The sequence below is a fragment of the Methylobacterium sp. J-076 genome (genome assembly GCF_022829405.1).
Lineage (GTDB): Bacteria > Pseudomonadota > Alphaproteobacteria > Rhizobiales > Beijerinckiaceae > Methylobacterium.
This window is the reverse complement of the sequence record NZ_JAKSXW010000149.1, coordinates 178,877-193,715: the sequence shown is the minus strand read 5'-3', so window position 1 is coordinate 193,715 and position 14,839 is coordinate 178,877. Positions and strand designations below refer to the sequence as shown.

Here is a 14,839-nt window from a genome sequence, read left to right as displayed (position 1 = left end):
AGCTGATCAGGCTGGGCTTTCACGCCGTCCGTGATGCACCAGGGGCGACCTTCCTCGCTAAAAGACCGGGGCGCCGGCCACCTCCATTCGCAACCGCCTGCGGATTACCGACTTCTCTTCTCAGGAAGCCGCACGTCAGCGCGGCGCGATACCGTGTCGGGGGAACCCTTGAGGAAGCCGCATCCTGAGCCGCACTCGCCGTTCACGGACACCCTGACGCCGGGCGTACCGCTCGATCAGATCGGCCAGACGCTCGCCTCGTTCTACGACGACCTCATCACCGAGGGCGTGCCGGCCCATCTCGCCGCGCTCGTCCGGAGGGTGAAGCAGGCGCAGCCTGCGCCGGTGACGGCGTCGCATGGGCAAGCCCGCCCGGCCGGCGAAACCAGGGCGGTCCACCTCGCCATCGTCGTGGAGGACGAGCCCGAGATCCGCGAGCTCGCCAAGACCTTGCTGGAAGAGACCGAGCTCCAGGTGGTCGGCTGCCCGAGCGCCGAGGAGGCCCTGGCGGTGCTGCAACAGCGCGGCGGCGAGGTGGCCCTCGTCTTCGCCGACATCCGCCTCGCCGGGCAGATGGACGGGCTGCAACTCGCCAGGGCCGTGGCGACCCTCTGGCCGAGGGCGCGGCTCGTCATCACTTCGGGCCACGGCGTCCGGAGGCCGGACCTTCCGGCCGAGGCGGTCTTCATCGCCAAGCCCTGGCGCGCGGCCGACGTCCTGCAGGAAGCCGAGCGCGCCGCCCGGGAACCGGCCCCACCCATCGCCTGAGGCGGGCCCGGTTTCGTCCGGGCCCACGCCTTGCATGAAGGGACCCGCGGCGGTCTGCGCCCGGAGCTTGTCTTGCCCATCCTGTCCGTCCGCCATCACACGGTGTACCGGTACCGCCGGCCGGTCGCGTTCGGTGAACACCGGATCATGTTCCGCCCCCGGGACAGTTACGACCAACGGTTGATCGAGGCCTCCCTCGACATCAGCCCCGAACCCGCCACCCTGCGGTGGATGTTCGACGTGTTCGGCAACTGCGTCGCCGTGGCCACCTTCGCCACCCGTGCGGAGACCCTGACCTTCGACTGCAGGATCACCCTGGAGCACACGCCGGAACACGCGCCGGTCTTCCCCATCGCCCCGCACGCGGTGCTCTACCCGTTCGGTTACGGGGCCGAGGACATGCCCGACCTGTCCCGCTCGATCGAACGATCCTGGCCCGATCCCCGGCACGAGATCGATGCATGGGCCCGCGGTTTCATCCCGTCGGAGGGGCGCATCCCCACCCAGGACCTGCTGGCGGCCATGACGCGCAGGATCCGGGCGGACTTCACCTACCTCGCCCGGTCGGAGAAGGGCGTGCAGGCCCCGCTGACCACCCTTCGGGCGAGGCGGGGCTCCTGCCGGGACTTCGCGGTGCTGATGATGGAGGCCGTGCGGGCCCTTGGCATGGCGGCCCGCTTCGTCAGCGGCTACCTCTACAATCCGGGCAACGACCGCGCACGCCATGTCGGCGGCGGCTCCACCCATGCGTGGCTTCAGGTCTACCTGCCGGGCGCGGGCTGGGTCGAGTTCGACCCCACCAACGGCATCGTCGGCAACCGTGATCTGATCCGCGTCGCCGTCGCCCGCGATCCCACCCAGGCGGTGCCGCTGCACGGATCCTTCTTCGGCCTGTCGAGCGACGACCTCGGCATGAACGTCACGGTTGTGGTCAACGACCTGTCGGACAGCGATGGCCGTCCGCGGGAGTGGAACGTGGCGCCGTTGCCGTGTTGAATGGAACGCACGCATTTTGCCGGCGTCCGGATGGGATGGTTGGCACGAGTCTGGCGATGTGCGCCGAGAGGATAAGGTGAGGACGATGCGGATCAGAACCGGCTTCGATATCGCCTTCGAAACCATGCAACCGACGCCGATGATCTTCATGCTGAGCGTCCATCCCACCCGGATGCCGGACGTGCTCACGCCGCACGTGCTCACTTTCGATCCACCGGTCACGGCGCACGAGTACCGGGACGATTTCGGCAACCTCTGCCACCGGATCGTCGCGCCCCCCGGCACCCTGACGGTGTCGTCGGATTTCGACGTCTACGACAGCGGCCTGCCCGATCCCTGCGTGCCGGAGGCGAGGCAGATCCCGGTGCAGGATCTCCCCGACGAGGTGCTGATCTATCTCCTCGGCTCGCGCTACTGCGACACGGACAAGCTCGCGCAGACCGCGTGGTCGCTGTTCGGCTCGGCGCCGGAGGGCTGGGGACGGGTCCAGACCATCGTGGATTACGTTCACGAGCGGATCCGCTTCGATTACCAGCGCGCCGACGCCACCCGCACCGCCCATGACGGCTTCATGCAGCGGGAGGGCGTGTGCCGGGACTTCGCCCACCTCGCCATCGCCTTCTGCCGCTGCATGAACTTCCCCGCGCGCTACGCCACGGGCTATCTCGGCGACATCGGCGTGCCGAAGGACCCCGCGCCGATGGATTTCTCCGCGTGGTTCGAGGTCTTCCTCGAAGGGCCGGACGGCCCCCGCTGGTACACGTTCGACGCGCGCCACAACCGGCCGCGGATCGGCCGGATCGTCATGGCCCGCGGCCGCGACGCCACGGATGTCGCGATCTCCACGAATTTCGGCTTCGCGAACCTCGCCCGCTTCGACGTGCACACGGACGAGCTGGACTGACGCATCCCCTCAGGCGGGAAGCCCGTCCAAGCCGCCCCGCGCCTTCAGGGCCCGGTAGGCCTCGATGCCGAGGGCGAGGTCGGCGTGCAGGCGGGCCTCGTCGCCGAGATCGGCGAGGTCGTAGGAGAGGCCGAGGATGTGCGCCGCCTCGTAGCCCTCCGGCAACTCGCCCTCGGACCCGAGCCGCAGGCTCCTCACGGGGAGTCTCTCCCCGAAGTCCGACAGGCGTTCCCTCAGGCCGTCACCGCTCCGGCGGAGATGGTCGAGCGCACCCTTCCCATGCTCGCGCAGGGCCGCGACGGTGCCCTGCGCCAGCGACAGGTGCACCCGCTCCCGGTCGGCGGGGAAAAGATAGACGAGGTAGTAGCCCCGCGTCGCACTCGTCGTCACCGACGGATCGAACACCGCCAGCCACGGCACCGCCGCCCACCGGGTGCCGCGCCCGGGGCTTCCCTTGACGAGGAAGGTGCCCTTCACCGGCTCCAGCGCCCGGCGCAGCTCGTCGGGGGCGCCCTTCCGGATCACGGCCGCGAGGACGTGTCCGGCGGGGGGCTCCAGCCTCGCGAGGGGATATTCCTCGACGATGCGCCGCAGGGCGTAGCCGAGGCTCACCGTCGATCAGGCATCCGGCCGGGCGAGGCTCCCGCCGCCGATGGGCTCGCGCACCCCCGTGGTCGAGGGGAAGGTGATCGGTAGGCCCTTCAGCGAGCGGACCGCGAGGAAGGCGAAGGCCTGCGCCTCCAGATAGGCCGAGGACCAGCCGATGGCGTCCGCCGTCGTGATCTCGGCGCGCAGATGGTAGTTCAGGAGGCGCACCAACTCGCCGTTCCTCGCGCCGCCCCCCGCCACGATCCACCGGGTGGGGATCTCCGGCGCGTGGTCGAGGGCGCGGGCGACGGCACGGGCCGTGAACGCGGTGAGCGTCGCCGCCCCGTCCTCCGTCGAGAGCTGGCCGGCGAGCTTGTGGGAGAACCAGTTCCGGTCCAGGGATTTGGGCGGGCGGCGGAAGAAGAACGGGTGCGTCAGCAGCCAAGCCAGCAGCGGCTCGTCCGGCCGGCCGCGGGCCGCCGTCCGGCCGCCGTCATCGAGGTTCTTGCCCTCGCGCTCCTGCATCCACTCATCGATCAGGGCGTTGCCCGGCCCGGTATCGAAGGCGATGACCCCGCCCTTGGAATCGATCAGCGTCGCGTTGGCGACCCCGCCGATGTTGAGGATGCCGACCGGCCCGTTGAAGCCCGACGCCTCGGCGAGCGCCTTGTGGAACACCGGCACCAGGGGGGCCCCCTGCCCGCCCGCCTCGACGTCCGCCCGGCGCAGGTCCGACACGACCGGGATGCGCAGGCGGTTGGCCAGCGCCTGCCCATCGCCGATCTGCACGGAGATGCGGTGGTCCGGCCGGTGGATCACGGTCTGGCCGTGGAAGCCGACCACGTCGATGTCGGAGGGCTTCAGGTCGTTCTCGGCGAGGAAGCGCTCCACCGCCTCGGCATGGGCCTCCGTGGTGAAAATTTCCGCTTCCGGCAGGCGCCCGGGCCGGTCGCCGGGCTGCACGATGGCCTCGGCGTCCTTGGTGGCGGCGCGCAGCAGCGCCTTCTCCTCCTCCGCGTAGCCGCGGTACCCGGTGGGCCCGAGCGGTTCGAGGAAGTTGTTGGGGCCCTTCACCACGCGGACGGTCTCGCCGTCCGTCTCGATGAGCGCCACATCGACCCCATCGAGCGACGTGCCGCTCATCAGGCCGATCGCGCGCGACATCGCCATGCCTTCCCCCGTGCCTTTCGCGGATCGCCCTGTTAAGAGCCGGGCCGGTCCCCATGACGGGGAGCTAGCACGCGGGCCGCACCCTGTCGCCCGCCCCGAACTCCGTGACCATGATGAGCGCCGACTTCACGCCGAAATCCGACTTCCTGCGGATCCTGACCGAGCGGGGCTACCTCCACCAGGCCTCGGACCTGGCCGGGATCGATGCCGCGGCGGCGGAGGGCCGGCTGACGGCCTATGTCGGCTACGACTGCACGGCTGCGTCGCTGCACGTCGGCCACCTGCTCTCGATCATGATGCTGCACTGGCTGCAGGCCACCGGTGGCAAGCCGATCGCCCTCATGGGCGGCGGCACCACCCGCGTCGGCGACCCGTCCGGGCGGGACGAATCGCGCAAGATCCTCACCATCGAGCAGATCGACGCCAACAAGGCCGAAATCCGCAAGACCTTCGACCGGTTCCTGCGCTTCGGCGAGACCGGGACCGACGCGGTGATGGTCGACAACGCCGACTGGCTCCTGAAGCTCAACTACATCGAGATGCTGCGCGATGTCGGCCGCCACTTCTCGGTGAACCGCATGCTCTCCATGGACAGCGTGCGCCTGCGCCTGGAGCGCGACCAGGAATTGTCGTTCCTGGAATTCAACTACATGATCCTCCAGTCCTACGACTTCGCGGAGCTGAACCGCCGCCACGGCTGCCTCCTGCAGATGGGCGGCTCGGACCAGTGGGGCAACATCGTCAACGGCATCGATCTCGGCCGGCGGATGGGCACGCCGCAGCTCTACGGGCTCACCTGCCCACTGCTCACCACCTCCTCCGGCGCCAAAATGGGCAAGACCGCCGCGGGTGCGGTGTGGCTCAACCCGGAGATGCTGGCGCCCTACGATTACTGGCAGTTCTGGCGCAACACCGAGGATGCAGACGTCGGCCGCTTCCTCAAGCTGTTCACCCTGCTGCCGACGGACGAGGTGGCGCGGCTGGCGGCGCTCGGGGGGGCGGAGATCAACGAGGCGAAGAAGGTGCTCGCCACCGAGGCGACGGCGCTGATGCACGGCCGCGAGGCCGGCGAGGCCGCCGCCGAGACGGCGCGCAAGACCTTCGTGGAAGGATCGCTCGCCGCCGACCTGCCGACGATCACGGTGCCGGGCTCGGTGCTGGATGCGGGCCTCGGCGTGCTCACCGCCTTCGGCCCGGAGCACGCCAAGCTCGTGCCCTCGACCAGCGAGGCGCGCCGCCAGATCAAGGGCGGCGGGCTGCGGGTGAACGACGTCCAGGTCAGCGACGACAAGGCGGTGCTGCGCCCGTCCGACCTGACGGCGGACGGCGTCATCAAGCTGTCCTTCGGCAAGAAGAAGCACGTGCTGTTGCGGGTGGAGTGAACCCCGCCATCGTCATTGCGAACGGACTGAAGCAATTCAGGGAAGCGCACCTTTCGGAAGACGTGGCGCCACCCTGGATTGCTTCGCTTTGCTCGCAATGACGGCGAAGCGGCAGACGGAGCCCTACGGCTCCAGCCCCTCCGCCGCGCGCCGGGCCTTGCGCAGCGACTCGACCCGGGTGACCGAGAAGATCGACGCCTCGTAGAGGAGCAGCATCGGCACGGCCAGGGAGAGCTGCGAGATCACATCCGGCGGCGTCAGGATCGCCGCGGCGACGAAGACCAGCACGATCGCGTAGCGCCGCTTCTCCCGCAGGAAGGCGGCGTCGATCACCCCGATCTGCCCGAGGAGGGTGAGGATCACCGGCAGCTGGAACGCGAGGCCGAAGGCGAAGATCAGCGTCATGATCAGCGACAGGTATTCATCGACCTTCGGCATCAGCTTGATCGTCGGCTCGCCCGCGACGCCGACCTGCTGGAGCGACACCGAGAACTTGATGAGCAGCGGCATCGCCAGGAAGAAGACCACCAGCGCACCGAGGACGAAGAAGATCGGCGTCGCGACGAGGTAGGGCAGGAACGCCTTCCGCTCGTTGCGGTAGAGCCCCGGTGCGACGAAAGCGTAGATTTGGGTCGCGATCACCGGAAAGGCCAGGAAGGCCGCGCCGAAGACGCTGAGCTTGATGTTGGTGAAGACCTGTTCGAGGAAGTGCGTCGCGATCAGCTCCGCGTTCTGTGCCCCCACCACCGACACGTAGGGGTAGACGAGGATGTTGTAGATATCGCGCGAGAAGAAGAAGCACGCGAAGAACATCAGCACGAACGCGATCAGCGACTTGATCAGGCGCGAACGCAGCTCGATCAGGTGTTCGAGAAGCGGCGCCCGCGACGCCTCGATCTCGGCCTCGTCGGCCTCGGTCTTCATTGTGCGGCGGTCTCGTTGGGGTGGCGCGCAGCCTCGGGCTCAGGCGTGCCGTAGGGATCGTCGACGGAACCGGGAACCGGCAGCGGCGCCTCGGCCGCGCCCCGGGTGCCCTGGCGCTCGGCCCGCAGCTTCGCCGTCGCATCGGCGAGGCTGCGCGGCTTCGGCACAGGCGGAGGCGCCGACGCGGGCGGGGTGGATCCGATGACGGGCTCGGGCTTCGGCGGGCCATAGGCCTCGTTGCCCGCGACGGGCGGCGACGGATCGGCTTGCGGAGCTCGGCCCTCGACCGCGCCGCGAAGCTCGTCGCGGATGGTCTGGACCGGATTGAAGGCCGACGCGCCACGCATCGTATCGCGGATGCCATCGACCTCCTTGCGCACCCCATCGAGCTCCGCCTCGCGGATCGCCTCGTTGAACTGCATCTGGAACTCGCCGGCCATGCGGCGCAGCTTGGTCGTGACCTGCCCCACCGTGCGCAGCGCCTTCGGCAGATCCTTCGGCCCGATGACGATGAGAGCGACGCCGCCGATCAGCATCACCTCGCCCCAGCTCATATCCAGCATGTCGTCGACGGTCCTGCGGCCGGGGGAGCGGCGGCCTCGCACAGCGGTGCGAGTGCGCGCCCCGGCAATCCTTCGGAGACGATCAGATCGTCTTGCTTTCGCCGCCCGGCAGGTGGCTCGCGGGGACGGCGGTGCCCGGGCTCGTCTCGGCCGTGTGCGGGATCGTCCGCACGGGCTGCTGGGGCGGCGTGACCGGCTGGGCGGGCGGGGGCGTCTCGTCCTCGGCCATGCCCTTCTTGAAGGCTTTGATGCCCTTGGCGACGTCACCCATCAGGTCGGACACCTTGCCGCGTCCGAAGAGCAGCATCACGATGACCGCGACGATGACCCAGTGCCAGATGCTCATGCTACCCATGACGACCTCCTGCGCTCCGCTCGGCCCAAGGGCCATGCGACTGGAGCGCGCTGTCCGTTGAGGAATTTCCCGCGAACCTAGGGAGGGCGCTCCCGGAACACAAGCGGAAGCGGTGGGCCGGAGGGCGACGGCCGTGGAGGGATGGGGCGCCGCGTCAGGCGGCCTGGCCGAAGGCGGCGGCGAACCGAGCCCGGGCCTCGGGCAGGTCCAGACCGTCCTCCAGATCGTCGAGGCGGGCCAGCGCGGCCGCGGCCCGCCGGGCGGCGTCCGCCGAGAGGAGGGGCGTGCCCTCGCAGACGGCGCGCATCTCCTCGGCGTCCCCGTTGCAATGGAGCGCGATGTCGATCCCCGCCGCGAACGCCGCCTCGGCGCGGGCGCGGAACGGCCCGGTGAGGGCATGCATCGACAGGTCGTCGGTCATCAGCAGGCCGTCGAAGCCGATCTCGCCGCGGATCACGTCCCGGATGATCGTGGGCGACTGTGTCGCGGGGCGATCCGGGTCGAGGGCCGTGAACACCACGTGCGCGCTCATGGCCATGGGCAGGTCGGAGAGCGCCCGGAACGGCGCGAAGTCCCGTCCGCGAAGTTCCTCGATCCCGGCTTCCACCACCGGGAGGCCCTTGTGGCTGTCGCACGCGGCGCGGCCATGGCCGGGCATGTGCTTGACCACCGGCAGGACGCCGCCGGCCATCAGGCCCTCCGCCACCGCCCGGCCGATCGCCACCACCTCCGCGGGGCTCGCGCCGTAGGCCCGGTCCCCGATGATGTCGTGCGAGCCCGGCGAGGGAACGTCGAGGACCGGCGCGCAATCGACGTTGATGCCGACCTCCGCGAGGTCGTGGGCGATGAGCCGCGCGCCGAGCCGCGCGATGGCCGCGGCCGACCCGTTCAGGCGCCCGTAGCTGCCACCCGGCGGATATTTCGGCCAGTGGGGCGGGCCCATGCGCTGCACGCGCCCGCCTTCCTGATCGATCAGGATCGGGGCCTCGGCCCGGCCCACGCAGTCCCGCAGGGCGGCGGTGAGGGCGCGGACCTCCGCCGGCGTGCCGATGTTGCGCTTGAACAGGATGAAGCCCCAGGGCCGGGCATCGCGGAAGAACGCCGTCTCCTCCGCGGAGAGCGTCGTGCCGGCGCAGCCGAGAATCAGGGCGCGGGAGGTCATCGGGCAGCGTTCCGGGGCGAGGGAGCCGGGGGGGGGCGGGCGGATCGGAGCGGGCAGAATCGGACGGCGCCACACGCGGTGCAAGGCGGGAGCCCGGCCCGGCGGGCCGTCGTCGTGCGAGCGCGGGCGGGTGTTGCCGTCCGGACTCGGTCAGCCCGACGTCCGGCGATGGCGGGGGCCCGGCGCCCCCGCCCGTGGCGATGTCAGTTCTTGGCCACGAAGCACTGGCCGCCGGAGCCCTGGAGCGAGCTGCACAGGCTGGACGCCTCGTCCTTCGACAGCGGCCCGACGCGGACGCGGAAGATGGTCTTCCCGTTCACTTCGGCCTGCCGGATCAGCTCGGGCTTGCCGGCGAGCTGAGTGTACTTCGCCTGCATCTGGCGGAAGGCGCTGCGGGCGTCGTTCGCAGAGCCGCGGACCCCGAGCTGGACGGAGAAGCCGCTGACCGGCGAGGTCGTGTCGACCTGCGGCGAGGTGGCCTGTGTCGTTTCGGGGCTCGTGCCCCCCAGGGTCTCGGGGGTCACGGAGGCGACCCGCTGGGGCGCCTTCCGGGCGACCACCGGCTTCGGCGCAGGGGCCGGTGCGGCGGCGGCCGGCTCGGCCGCGACCGGGGTGGCCGCGGGCGCCGGGACGGGAAGCGCCTCGGCCTGGCGGACGGGCTTGGCCGGACGGACGGGGGCCGGCGCGGGCGCCGTCGCCGCGGGCGCGGCCTCGGTGCCCGGCAGCACCATCGTCGGGACCGGCGAGGGCGCGGCCTCGGCCTGCGGCGCGGGCGTGGGCGGAGCCTCCGGCTTCACGGAGACCGTGCGGACCCGGCGGGGCTCGCCGAAGGCCTCGAACGGGCCGTTGCCCGGCGTCGTACCCTGGGCGGCGGAAGTCCCCCCGGCGGCGCGGGCGGCCTCGGCCACGTCGAGGGGCTGCTCCTCGCGGTTCACGACCTTGATCTGGCCGTTGTCCTTGCTGGTGGCGTTGCGGTCGTAGATCTGGCGGTTCTGATCGGGGATCTCGACGCCGTCGGCCACCTTCGGGGCGACCTTGAGCGGTGTCGAATCGGCCTGGACGATCGGCACGTTTCCACCGTCCGAGGTGCCGTGCATGCCCTTGTAGGTCAGGGCGCCGGTCACCGCGATGGCGACGACGGCGATGCCCGCGCCCACCGAGGCGAAGCGCCGCCGGGGCGCAGCCCGGCGCAGGGAGCGGGCGTCGTCGTAGGTCTCGTCCGGCTCCGCAGCGCCCTCGTCCCCGGCGTGCTCGGGAGCGGGGTAGGGCTGCATGTCGCGCTCGACGGAGGCGAGATACTGGTCGAAGGCGTCCGCGGGCGTGGCGCGGGGCGGCTCCTCGGCCGCGAAGCGCGGCTCGGTCCGCGGCGGCCAGTGGGCGTCGTGGCCGGGGGCGGTGTCCTCCGGTGCGGCCGGTGGGGTACCGTCCCGGGCGGCGAGGAGGGCGCGGAACGGATCGTCCTGCCCGACGATCCGCGCCAGTTCGGCCAAGGGGTCGCTCTTGTTGGCCTTCGGCGAACCGTCTTCGTGACGCAGATCGCGCGCAAGGGCATCCAGATCGATCTGAGCGCGCGACGCGTTCGTCATGGTAGCTTCCTCAACCAGTGGCGGACCGGTCCCTCACCGGTACGAATCGGGCTAGCGCATCTCGTCCGGCGCGCTCACCCCGAGGAGGCTGAGACCGTCGGCCAACACCGATCGAACGGCCTCGACGAGCGCCAACCTCGCCCATGTGGACTTTCGATCCGTTGCATTAACAAACCGTAATTGCGGCAAGTCTTTGCCCTTGTTCCAGAAACCGTGCAGCGACGCTGCGATCTCGTACAGATGGAACGCAATCCTGTGGGGTTCGTGGGCCATTGCAGCCGATTCGATCACCCTTGGGTACTGGGCGATGAGCCGCATCATCTCCGCCTCGCCCGAATCGGCCAGCACGGACAGGTCGGCCTCCGCCAGCAGCGCCCGGGGCGTCAGATCGGCATCCGGGAACGCCTCCCGGGCCTGGCGCTGCACCGAACGCACCCGGGCGTGGGCGTACTGAACGTAGAAGACGGGGTTGTCCTTCGACTGCTCGACCACTTTCGCGAGGTCGAAGTCGAGGGTCGCGTCGTTCTTGCGAAACAGCATCATGAAGCGGATCGCGTCGCGGCCGACCTCGTCGATCACGTCGCGCAGGGTCACGAACTCACCGGCCCGCTTGCTCATCTTCACCGGCTCGCCCGCGCGCAGGAGCCGCACGAGCTGGCAGAGTTTCACGTCGAGGACGGCCTTGCCGTCGCTCACCGCCTTCACGGCGGCCTGCATGCGCTTCACGTAGCCGCCGTGGTCGGCGCCGAGGACGTCGATGATCTCCTCCGCCCCGCGCAGGACCTTGTCGCGGTGGTAGGCGATGTCGGCGGCGAAATAGGTGAAGCTCCCGTCCGACTTGAGCAGGGGCCGGTCGGTGTCGTCGCCGAAATCCTTGGTGCGGAACAGCGTCTGCTCGCGGTCCTCCCAATCCTCCGGGAGCTGGCCCTTGGGCGGGGGCAGCCGGCCCTCGTAGACGAGGCCGCGCGTGCGCAGGTCGGCGAGCAGGGCGCCCACGGCGCCGCTCTCGTGCAGCTTGCGCTCGGAGAAGAACACGTCGTGCGCGATGCCGATGGCCGCGAGATCCTGCCGGATCATGTCCATCATCATGGCGACGGAGAGATCGCGCACGGCCGGCAGCCATTCGGCCTCGGGCCTGTCCAGAAGCGCCCGGCCGTGGCCCTGCGCCAGGGCCTCCCCCACGGGCTTGAGGTAGTCGCCCGGATAGAGCCCCTCCCCGATGGCGAAGCTTTCGCCGAGGGCCTCGCGGTAGCGCTGGTAGGCCGAGCGGGCCAGCACATCGACCTGCGCGCCCGCGTCGTTGATGTAGTATTCCCGCGTCACCTGCCGCCCGGCCGCGACGAGGAGGCTCGCGAGGGCATCGCCGAACACCGCGCCCCGGCCGTGGCCCACATGCATCGGGCCGGTGGGGTTGGCGGACACGTATTCCACGTTGACCGGGCCGCCGGGAAGCCGGGCGCGGCCGTAGCCGGCGGGGTCTGCCAGCACCGCCCGTACCACGTCCTGGAAGATGCCCGGCTGCAGGCGCATGTTGATGAAGCCGGGCCCGGCGAGGGAGACCTCGGCCACCCGCGGATCCTGGCGGAGCTCGCCGGCCAGGGCTTCGCCGAGGGCCTTCGGATTGGTCTTCGCCTCCTTGGCAAGCACCAGGGCCGCGTTGGTGGCGAGGTCGCCATGGGCGGGATCGCGCGGCGGCTCGACGACGACGCGGCCGAAATCGAGCCCCGCCGGCAGCGTGCCGCTCCGGGTCAGGGCCTCCAGGGCCTCGCGCACACGCGCCTCGAACTGGGCGAAGATGTTCATTCCGGATCGTCTCAGAGCTTGGTCGCGATGCAGCGTTGCGGCGGGGCAGGCCCGATTCGCGACGGCGCGACCGCATTTCCGGCCGGCTGGCCGCCATACGCCTCCGCCGCATAGCAAGGGCGGACAGCCCTGTCACCGACCGCCGGCCGTGGCCCGTTTTCCAGGGGGCGTGACTACCGATGCCCTAGGCGAATGCTTGCGGAACCGCTGAGTCACGGCTGTTGTCGCGCCGGATGCTGATCATCCGATCTGGAGTTTCTGACATGAAGCGTTTGATGCTGGCCGGGATCGCCCTGTGCGCGGCCCTGGTCGTCGCTCCGGCGGCCGAGGCGCGCGGCTTCCGCGGCGCCGGCTACCATGGCGGGTTCGGCGGATATCACGGTGGCTATCGTGGCGGGTTCGGCGGCTCTCGCGGCTATGCCGGATACCGCGGCTACGGCTACGGGCGGCACTACGGCTATGGGCGGGGCCTCGGCTACGGGCTGGCCGGCGCCGGTGTCAGCCTCGGACTTGGCCTGGCAGCGGGCGCCGTCACGGGGGGGTATTACGGCGGCTACGGCCGCTCGTACGGCTACGGGTACGGCTACCCGGCCGGCTACGGCGGGTACGGTTACGCCCCATCCTACGGCTACGCGCCCGCGGGCTACGGCGGCTACGGCTACGGCGGGTATGGGTACGGCTACGCCCCGGCCTACGGCTACCGCTGCGGCTGCTGACGCGGCGGACGACGCCCCCGGCCGAGGCGGCCGGGGGACACCGTCCTCCCGGGGCATCCCCTCCCCCGGCGTTGAACGGCGGCCCGGCGGTTCCCACTTGTAGATCCCCCGCCCAATCAGAGGACGTCCGGTGGCCGCGAGGAGCCGGCGCCGCGCCCCGCCCTTTGCTCGAACTCGCCGTCGTCGTCCTCCTGATCGCGCTCAACGGCGTCTTCGCCCTTTCCGAACTGGCCATCGTCTCGGCCCGCAAGAGCCGCCTCCGCACCATGGCCGAGGCGCGCAAGCCCGGCGCCGCCATCGCCCTCGCCCTGGCGGAATCGCCGGGCCACGTCCTCTCGACGGTCCAGATCGGGATCACCCTCATCGGCATCCTGTCCGGCGTGGTCTCCGGCGCCGCCCTCGGAGACCGGCTGGCTGCGTCCCTCGTCGAGGCGGGACTTCCCCGGGGCTGGGCCGATACGGTGGGCTACGGCCTCGTCATCGGGATCATCACATACCTGTCGGTGATCGTCGGCGAGCTGGTCCCGAAGCACCTCGCCCTGCGCAACCCGGAGGGAATCGCCTGCGCTGTCGGTCCCGGCATACGCGTCGTGACGCGGCTCGCCTTCCCGGCGGTGTGGCTGCTCGATGCCTCCACCCGCGCCGTTTTCCGGCTGATCGGCCAGGAGACCGCGAGCGCCAGCGCGGTCACGGAGGAGGAGATCCGCAGCCTCGTGGCCGAGGCCGAGACGGCGGGGGTGATCGAGGGCGGCGAGCGGGCGATGATCTCCGGCGTGCTGCGCCTGGGCGACCGGGCCGTCCGCGGGGTGATGACGCCGCGCACCGACGTGGTCTGGCTCGACCTGTCCCGGGACGAGGCGGCGATCCGGTCTCTCCTCTGCGCGAGCCCCCATGCCCGCCTGCCGGTGACCGAGGCCGACCCCGACGGCATGATCGGCGTGGTGCAGGTGCGCGACCTCGTCCCGGCCCTCCTGGAGGCGGACGGCCCCGGCCTGCACACGCGGATCCGCGCCCTCGTCCGCGATGCCCTCGTCCTGCCGGACACGGTCGATGCCCTGGATGCCCTCGACGCCCTGCGCAGGGCGCCGACGCCCATGGCGCTGATCCACGACGAGTACGGCCATTTCGACGGATTGCTGACCCCCGCCGACATCCTCGACGCCATCGCGGGGGCCTTCCTCTCGGAAAACCCCGAACCCGACGCGGTGCGTCGCCAGGACGGCTCGTGGCTGATCGCCGGCTCGATGCCCGCCGACGAGATGGCCGACCAGCTCGGACTGATCCTGCCGCTTCCGCGGGACTACGAGACCGCGGCCGGCCTCGTCATCGCCGCCCTCCATCGCCTCCCCGAAACGGGCGAGGTCTGCGAGGTGGCGGGGTGGCGGCTCGAAGTGGTCGATCTCGACGGCCGGCGGGTCGACAAGATCCTCGCGACCCGCATCGCGGACGAGGCCTGACCGGGGGACGGCGTTCCCCGGGCCGGTCCGCTTCCGCCGCCCACCTCCAGGGCGGCGGGACAGTCGGCATGGTGCGGGAGGAGGATCGTCCCCCATCCGCTCGCGATGACTGGTTCTGCCGGGACGCGTCCCCTCAAGCCACCTGTGCCGTGCTCACGTGCCCGTGGGCCTGTTCCATGATGTCGCCGAGCCGCTCGCCGACGGCGAACGCGATGCCCCGCGAGCCGGTGCCCTCGGAATCGTCCCGGCACATGCGGGTGAGCGCGTTGGCGACCCGCTGCTCCATCACCGCCAGGATGGCGGCGGCGGCCTTCGGCTGGGCGCCGCGGAGGACGGCGACGACATCGAAATACGCGTCCTGAAGCAGGTGCAGGGTCAAACGGTCGATGGCGTGTTCGTCCTCGTGCGTCAGCTTGGTCATCCGCGAATCCCTCGGTGGCGATGGCCCGAGGCTCGCTCCCCCAT

General features: G+C 70.8%; 15 protein-coding genes. 6 read left to right on the top strand and 9 right to left on the bottom strand.

What is annotated here, in order from left to right; all coding sequences use genetic code 11:
• Positions 1-213 precede the first annotated feature (213 nt).
• From MKK53_RS23090 to MKK53_RS23080, 3 genes are all read left to right on the top strand, one after another.
• The gene (locus MKK53_RS23090) at positions 214-768 is read left to right on the top strand and encodes a response regulator (RefSeq protein WP_409564421.1); all 555 of its coding nucleotides are present in this window, start codon (positions 214-216) and stop codon (positions 766-768) included.
• Positions 769-840: 72 nt separating this feature from the next.
• Positions 841-1,764, top strand: a complete 924-nt coding sequence (locus MKK53_RS23085) for a transglutaminase family protein (RefSeq protein WP_243931193.1) — start codon at positions 841-843, stop codon at positions 1,762-1,764.
• An 85-nt stretch (positions 1,765-1,849) separates the two neighbouring features.
• Positions 1,850-2,668: a transglutaminase-like domain-containing protein gene (locus MKK53_RS23080; protein ID WP_243931191.1), complete on the top strand. Its 819-nt coding sequence runs from the start codon at positions 1,850-1,852 to the stop codon at positions 2,666-2,668.
• 9 nt (positions 2,669-2,677) lie between these two features.
• On the opposite strand, the gene MKK53_RS23075 is transcribed toward MKK53_RS23080, so the two are convergent.
• Positions 2,678-3,280 (bottom strand): DUF3578 domain-containing protein, encoded by a 603-nt coding sequence (locus MKK53_RS23075; protein WP_243931190.1) that lies wholly within the window; start codon positions 3,278-3,280, stop codon positions 2,678-2,680.
• A 6-nt stretch (positions 3,281-3,286) separates the two neighbouring features.
• Positions 3,287-4,426, bottom strand: coding sequence for an anhydro-N-acetylmuramic acid kinase (locus MKK53_RS23070; protein ID WP_243931188.1), 1,140 nt, complete (start codon positions 4,424-4,426; stop codon positions 3,287-3,289).
• A 110-nt stretch (positions 4,427-4,536) separates the two neighbouring features.
• On the opposite strand from MKK53_RS23070, the gene tyrS reads away from it, so the two are divergent.
• The gene (gene tyrS, locus MKK53_RS23065; RefSeq protein WP_243931186.1) at positions 4,537-5,808 is read left to right on the top strand and encodes a tyrosine--tRNA ligase; all 1,272 of its coding nucleotides are present in this window, start codon (positions 4,537-4,539) and stop codon (positions 5,806-5,808) included.
• 123 nt (positions 5,809-5,931) lie between these two features.
• On the opposite strand, the gene tatC is transcribed toward tyrS, so the two are convergent.
• From tatC to argS, 6 genes are all read right to left on the bottom strand, one after another.
• On the bottom strand, positions 5,932-6,732 hold the full coding sequence (gene tatC, locus MKK53_RS23060) for a twin-arginine translocase subunit TatC (protein WP_243931184.1): 801 nt from the start codon (positions 6,730-6,732) through the stop codon (positions 5,932-5,934).
• Positions 6,729-7,295, bottom strand: coding sequence for a Sec-independent protein translocase protein TatB (tatB, locus tag MKK53_RS23055; RefSeq protein ID WP_243931182.1), 567 nt, complete (start codon positions 7,293-7,295; stop codon positions 6,729-6,731). The genes tatC and tatB overlap by 4 nt, the downstream gene beginning before the upstream one ends.
• An 82-nt stretch (positions 7,296-7,377) precedes the next feature.
• Positions 7,378-7,650, bottom strand: coding sequence for a twin-arginine translocase TatA/TatE family subunit (locus MKK53_RS23050; RefSeq protein ID WP_243931180.1), 273 nt, complete (start codon positions 7,648-7,650; stop codon positions 7,378-7,380).
• Positions 7,651-7,804: 154 nt separating this feature from the next.
• Positions 7,805-8,812: a beta-N-acetylhexosaminidase gene (gene nagZ, locus MKK53_RS23045; protein WP_243931178.1), complete on the bottom strand. Its 1,008-nt coding sequence runs from the start codon at positions 8,810-8,812 to the stop codon at positions 7,805-7,807.
• Between the two features lie 203 nt (positions 8,813-9,015).
• Positions 9,016-10,398, bottom strand: a complete 1,383-nt coding sequence (locus MKK53_RS23040; RefSeq protein WP_243931176.1) for an SPOR domain-containing protein — start codon at positions 10,396-10,398, stop codon at positions 9,016-9,018.
• A gap of 51 nt (positions 10,399-10,449) precedes the next feature.
• Positions 10,450-12,201, bottom strand: coding sequence for an arginine--tRNA ligase (argS, locus tag MKK53_RS23035; protein ID WP_243931174.1), 1,752 nt, complete (start codon positions 12,199-12,201; stop codon positions 10,450-10,452).
• A gap of 263 nt (positions 12,202-12,464) precedes the next feature.
• Between argS and MKK53_RS23030 the strand changes: the two genes are divergently transcribed.
• On the top strand, positions 12,465-12,917 hold the full coding sequence (locus MKK53_RS23030) for a hypothetical protein (RefSeq protein WP_243931172.1): 453 nt from the start codon (positions 12,465-12,467) through the stop codon (positions 12,915-12,917).
• A 164-nt stretch (positions 12,918-13,081) separates the two neighbouring features.
• Positions 13,082-14,374 carry a hemolysin family protein gene (locus MKK53_RS23025; RefSeq protein WP_243931170.1) on the top strand — a complete coding sequence of 431 codons (1,293 nt, stop codon included), beginning with the start codon at positions 13,082-13,084 and terminating at the stop codon, positions 14,372-14,374.
• A 133-nt stretch (positions 14,375-14,507) separates the two neighbouring features.
• Here MKK53_RS23025 and MKK53_RS23020 read toward each other — a convergent pair whose 3' ends face one another.
• Complete coding sequence (locus MKK53_RS23020) at positions 14,508-14,795, bottom strand: hypothetical protein (RefSeq protein ID WP_243931168.1); 288 nt, start codon at positions 14,793-14,795, stop codon at positions 14,508-14,510.
• Positions 14,796-14,839: the final 44 nt, after the last annotated feature.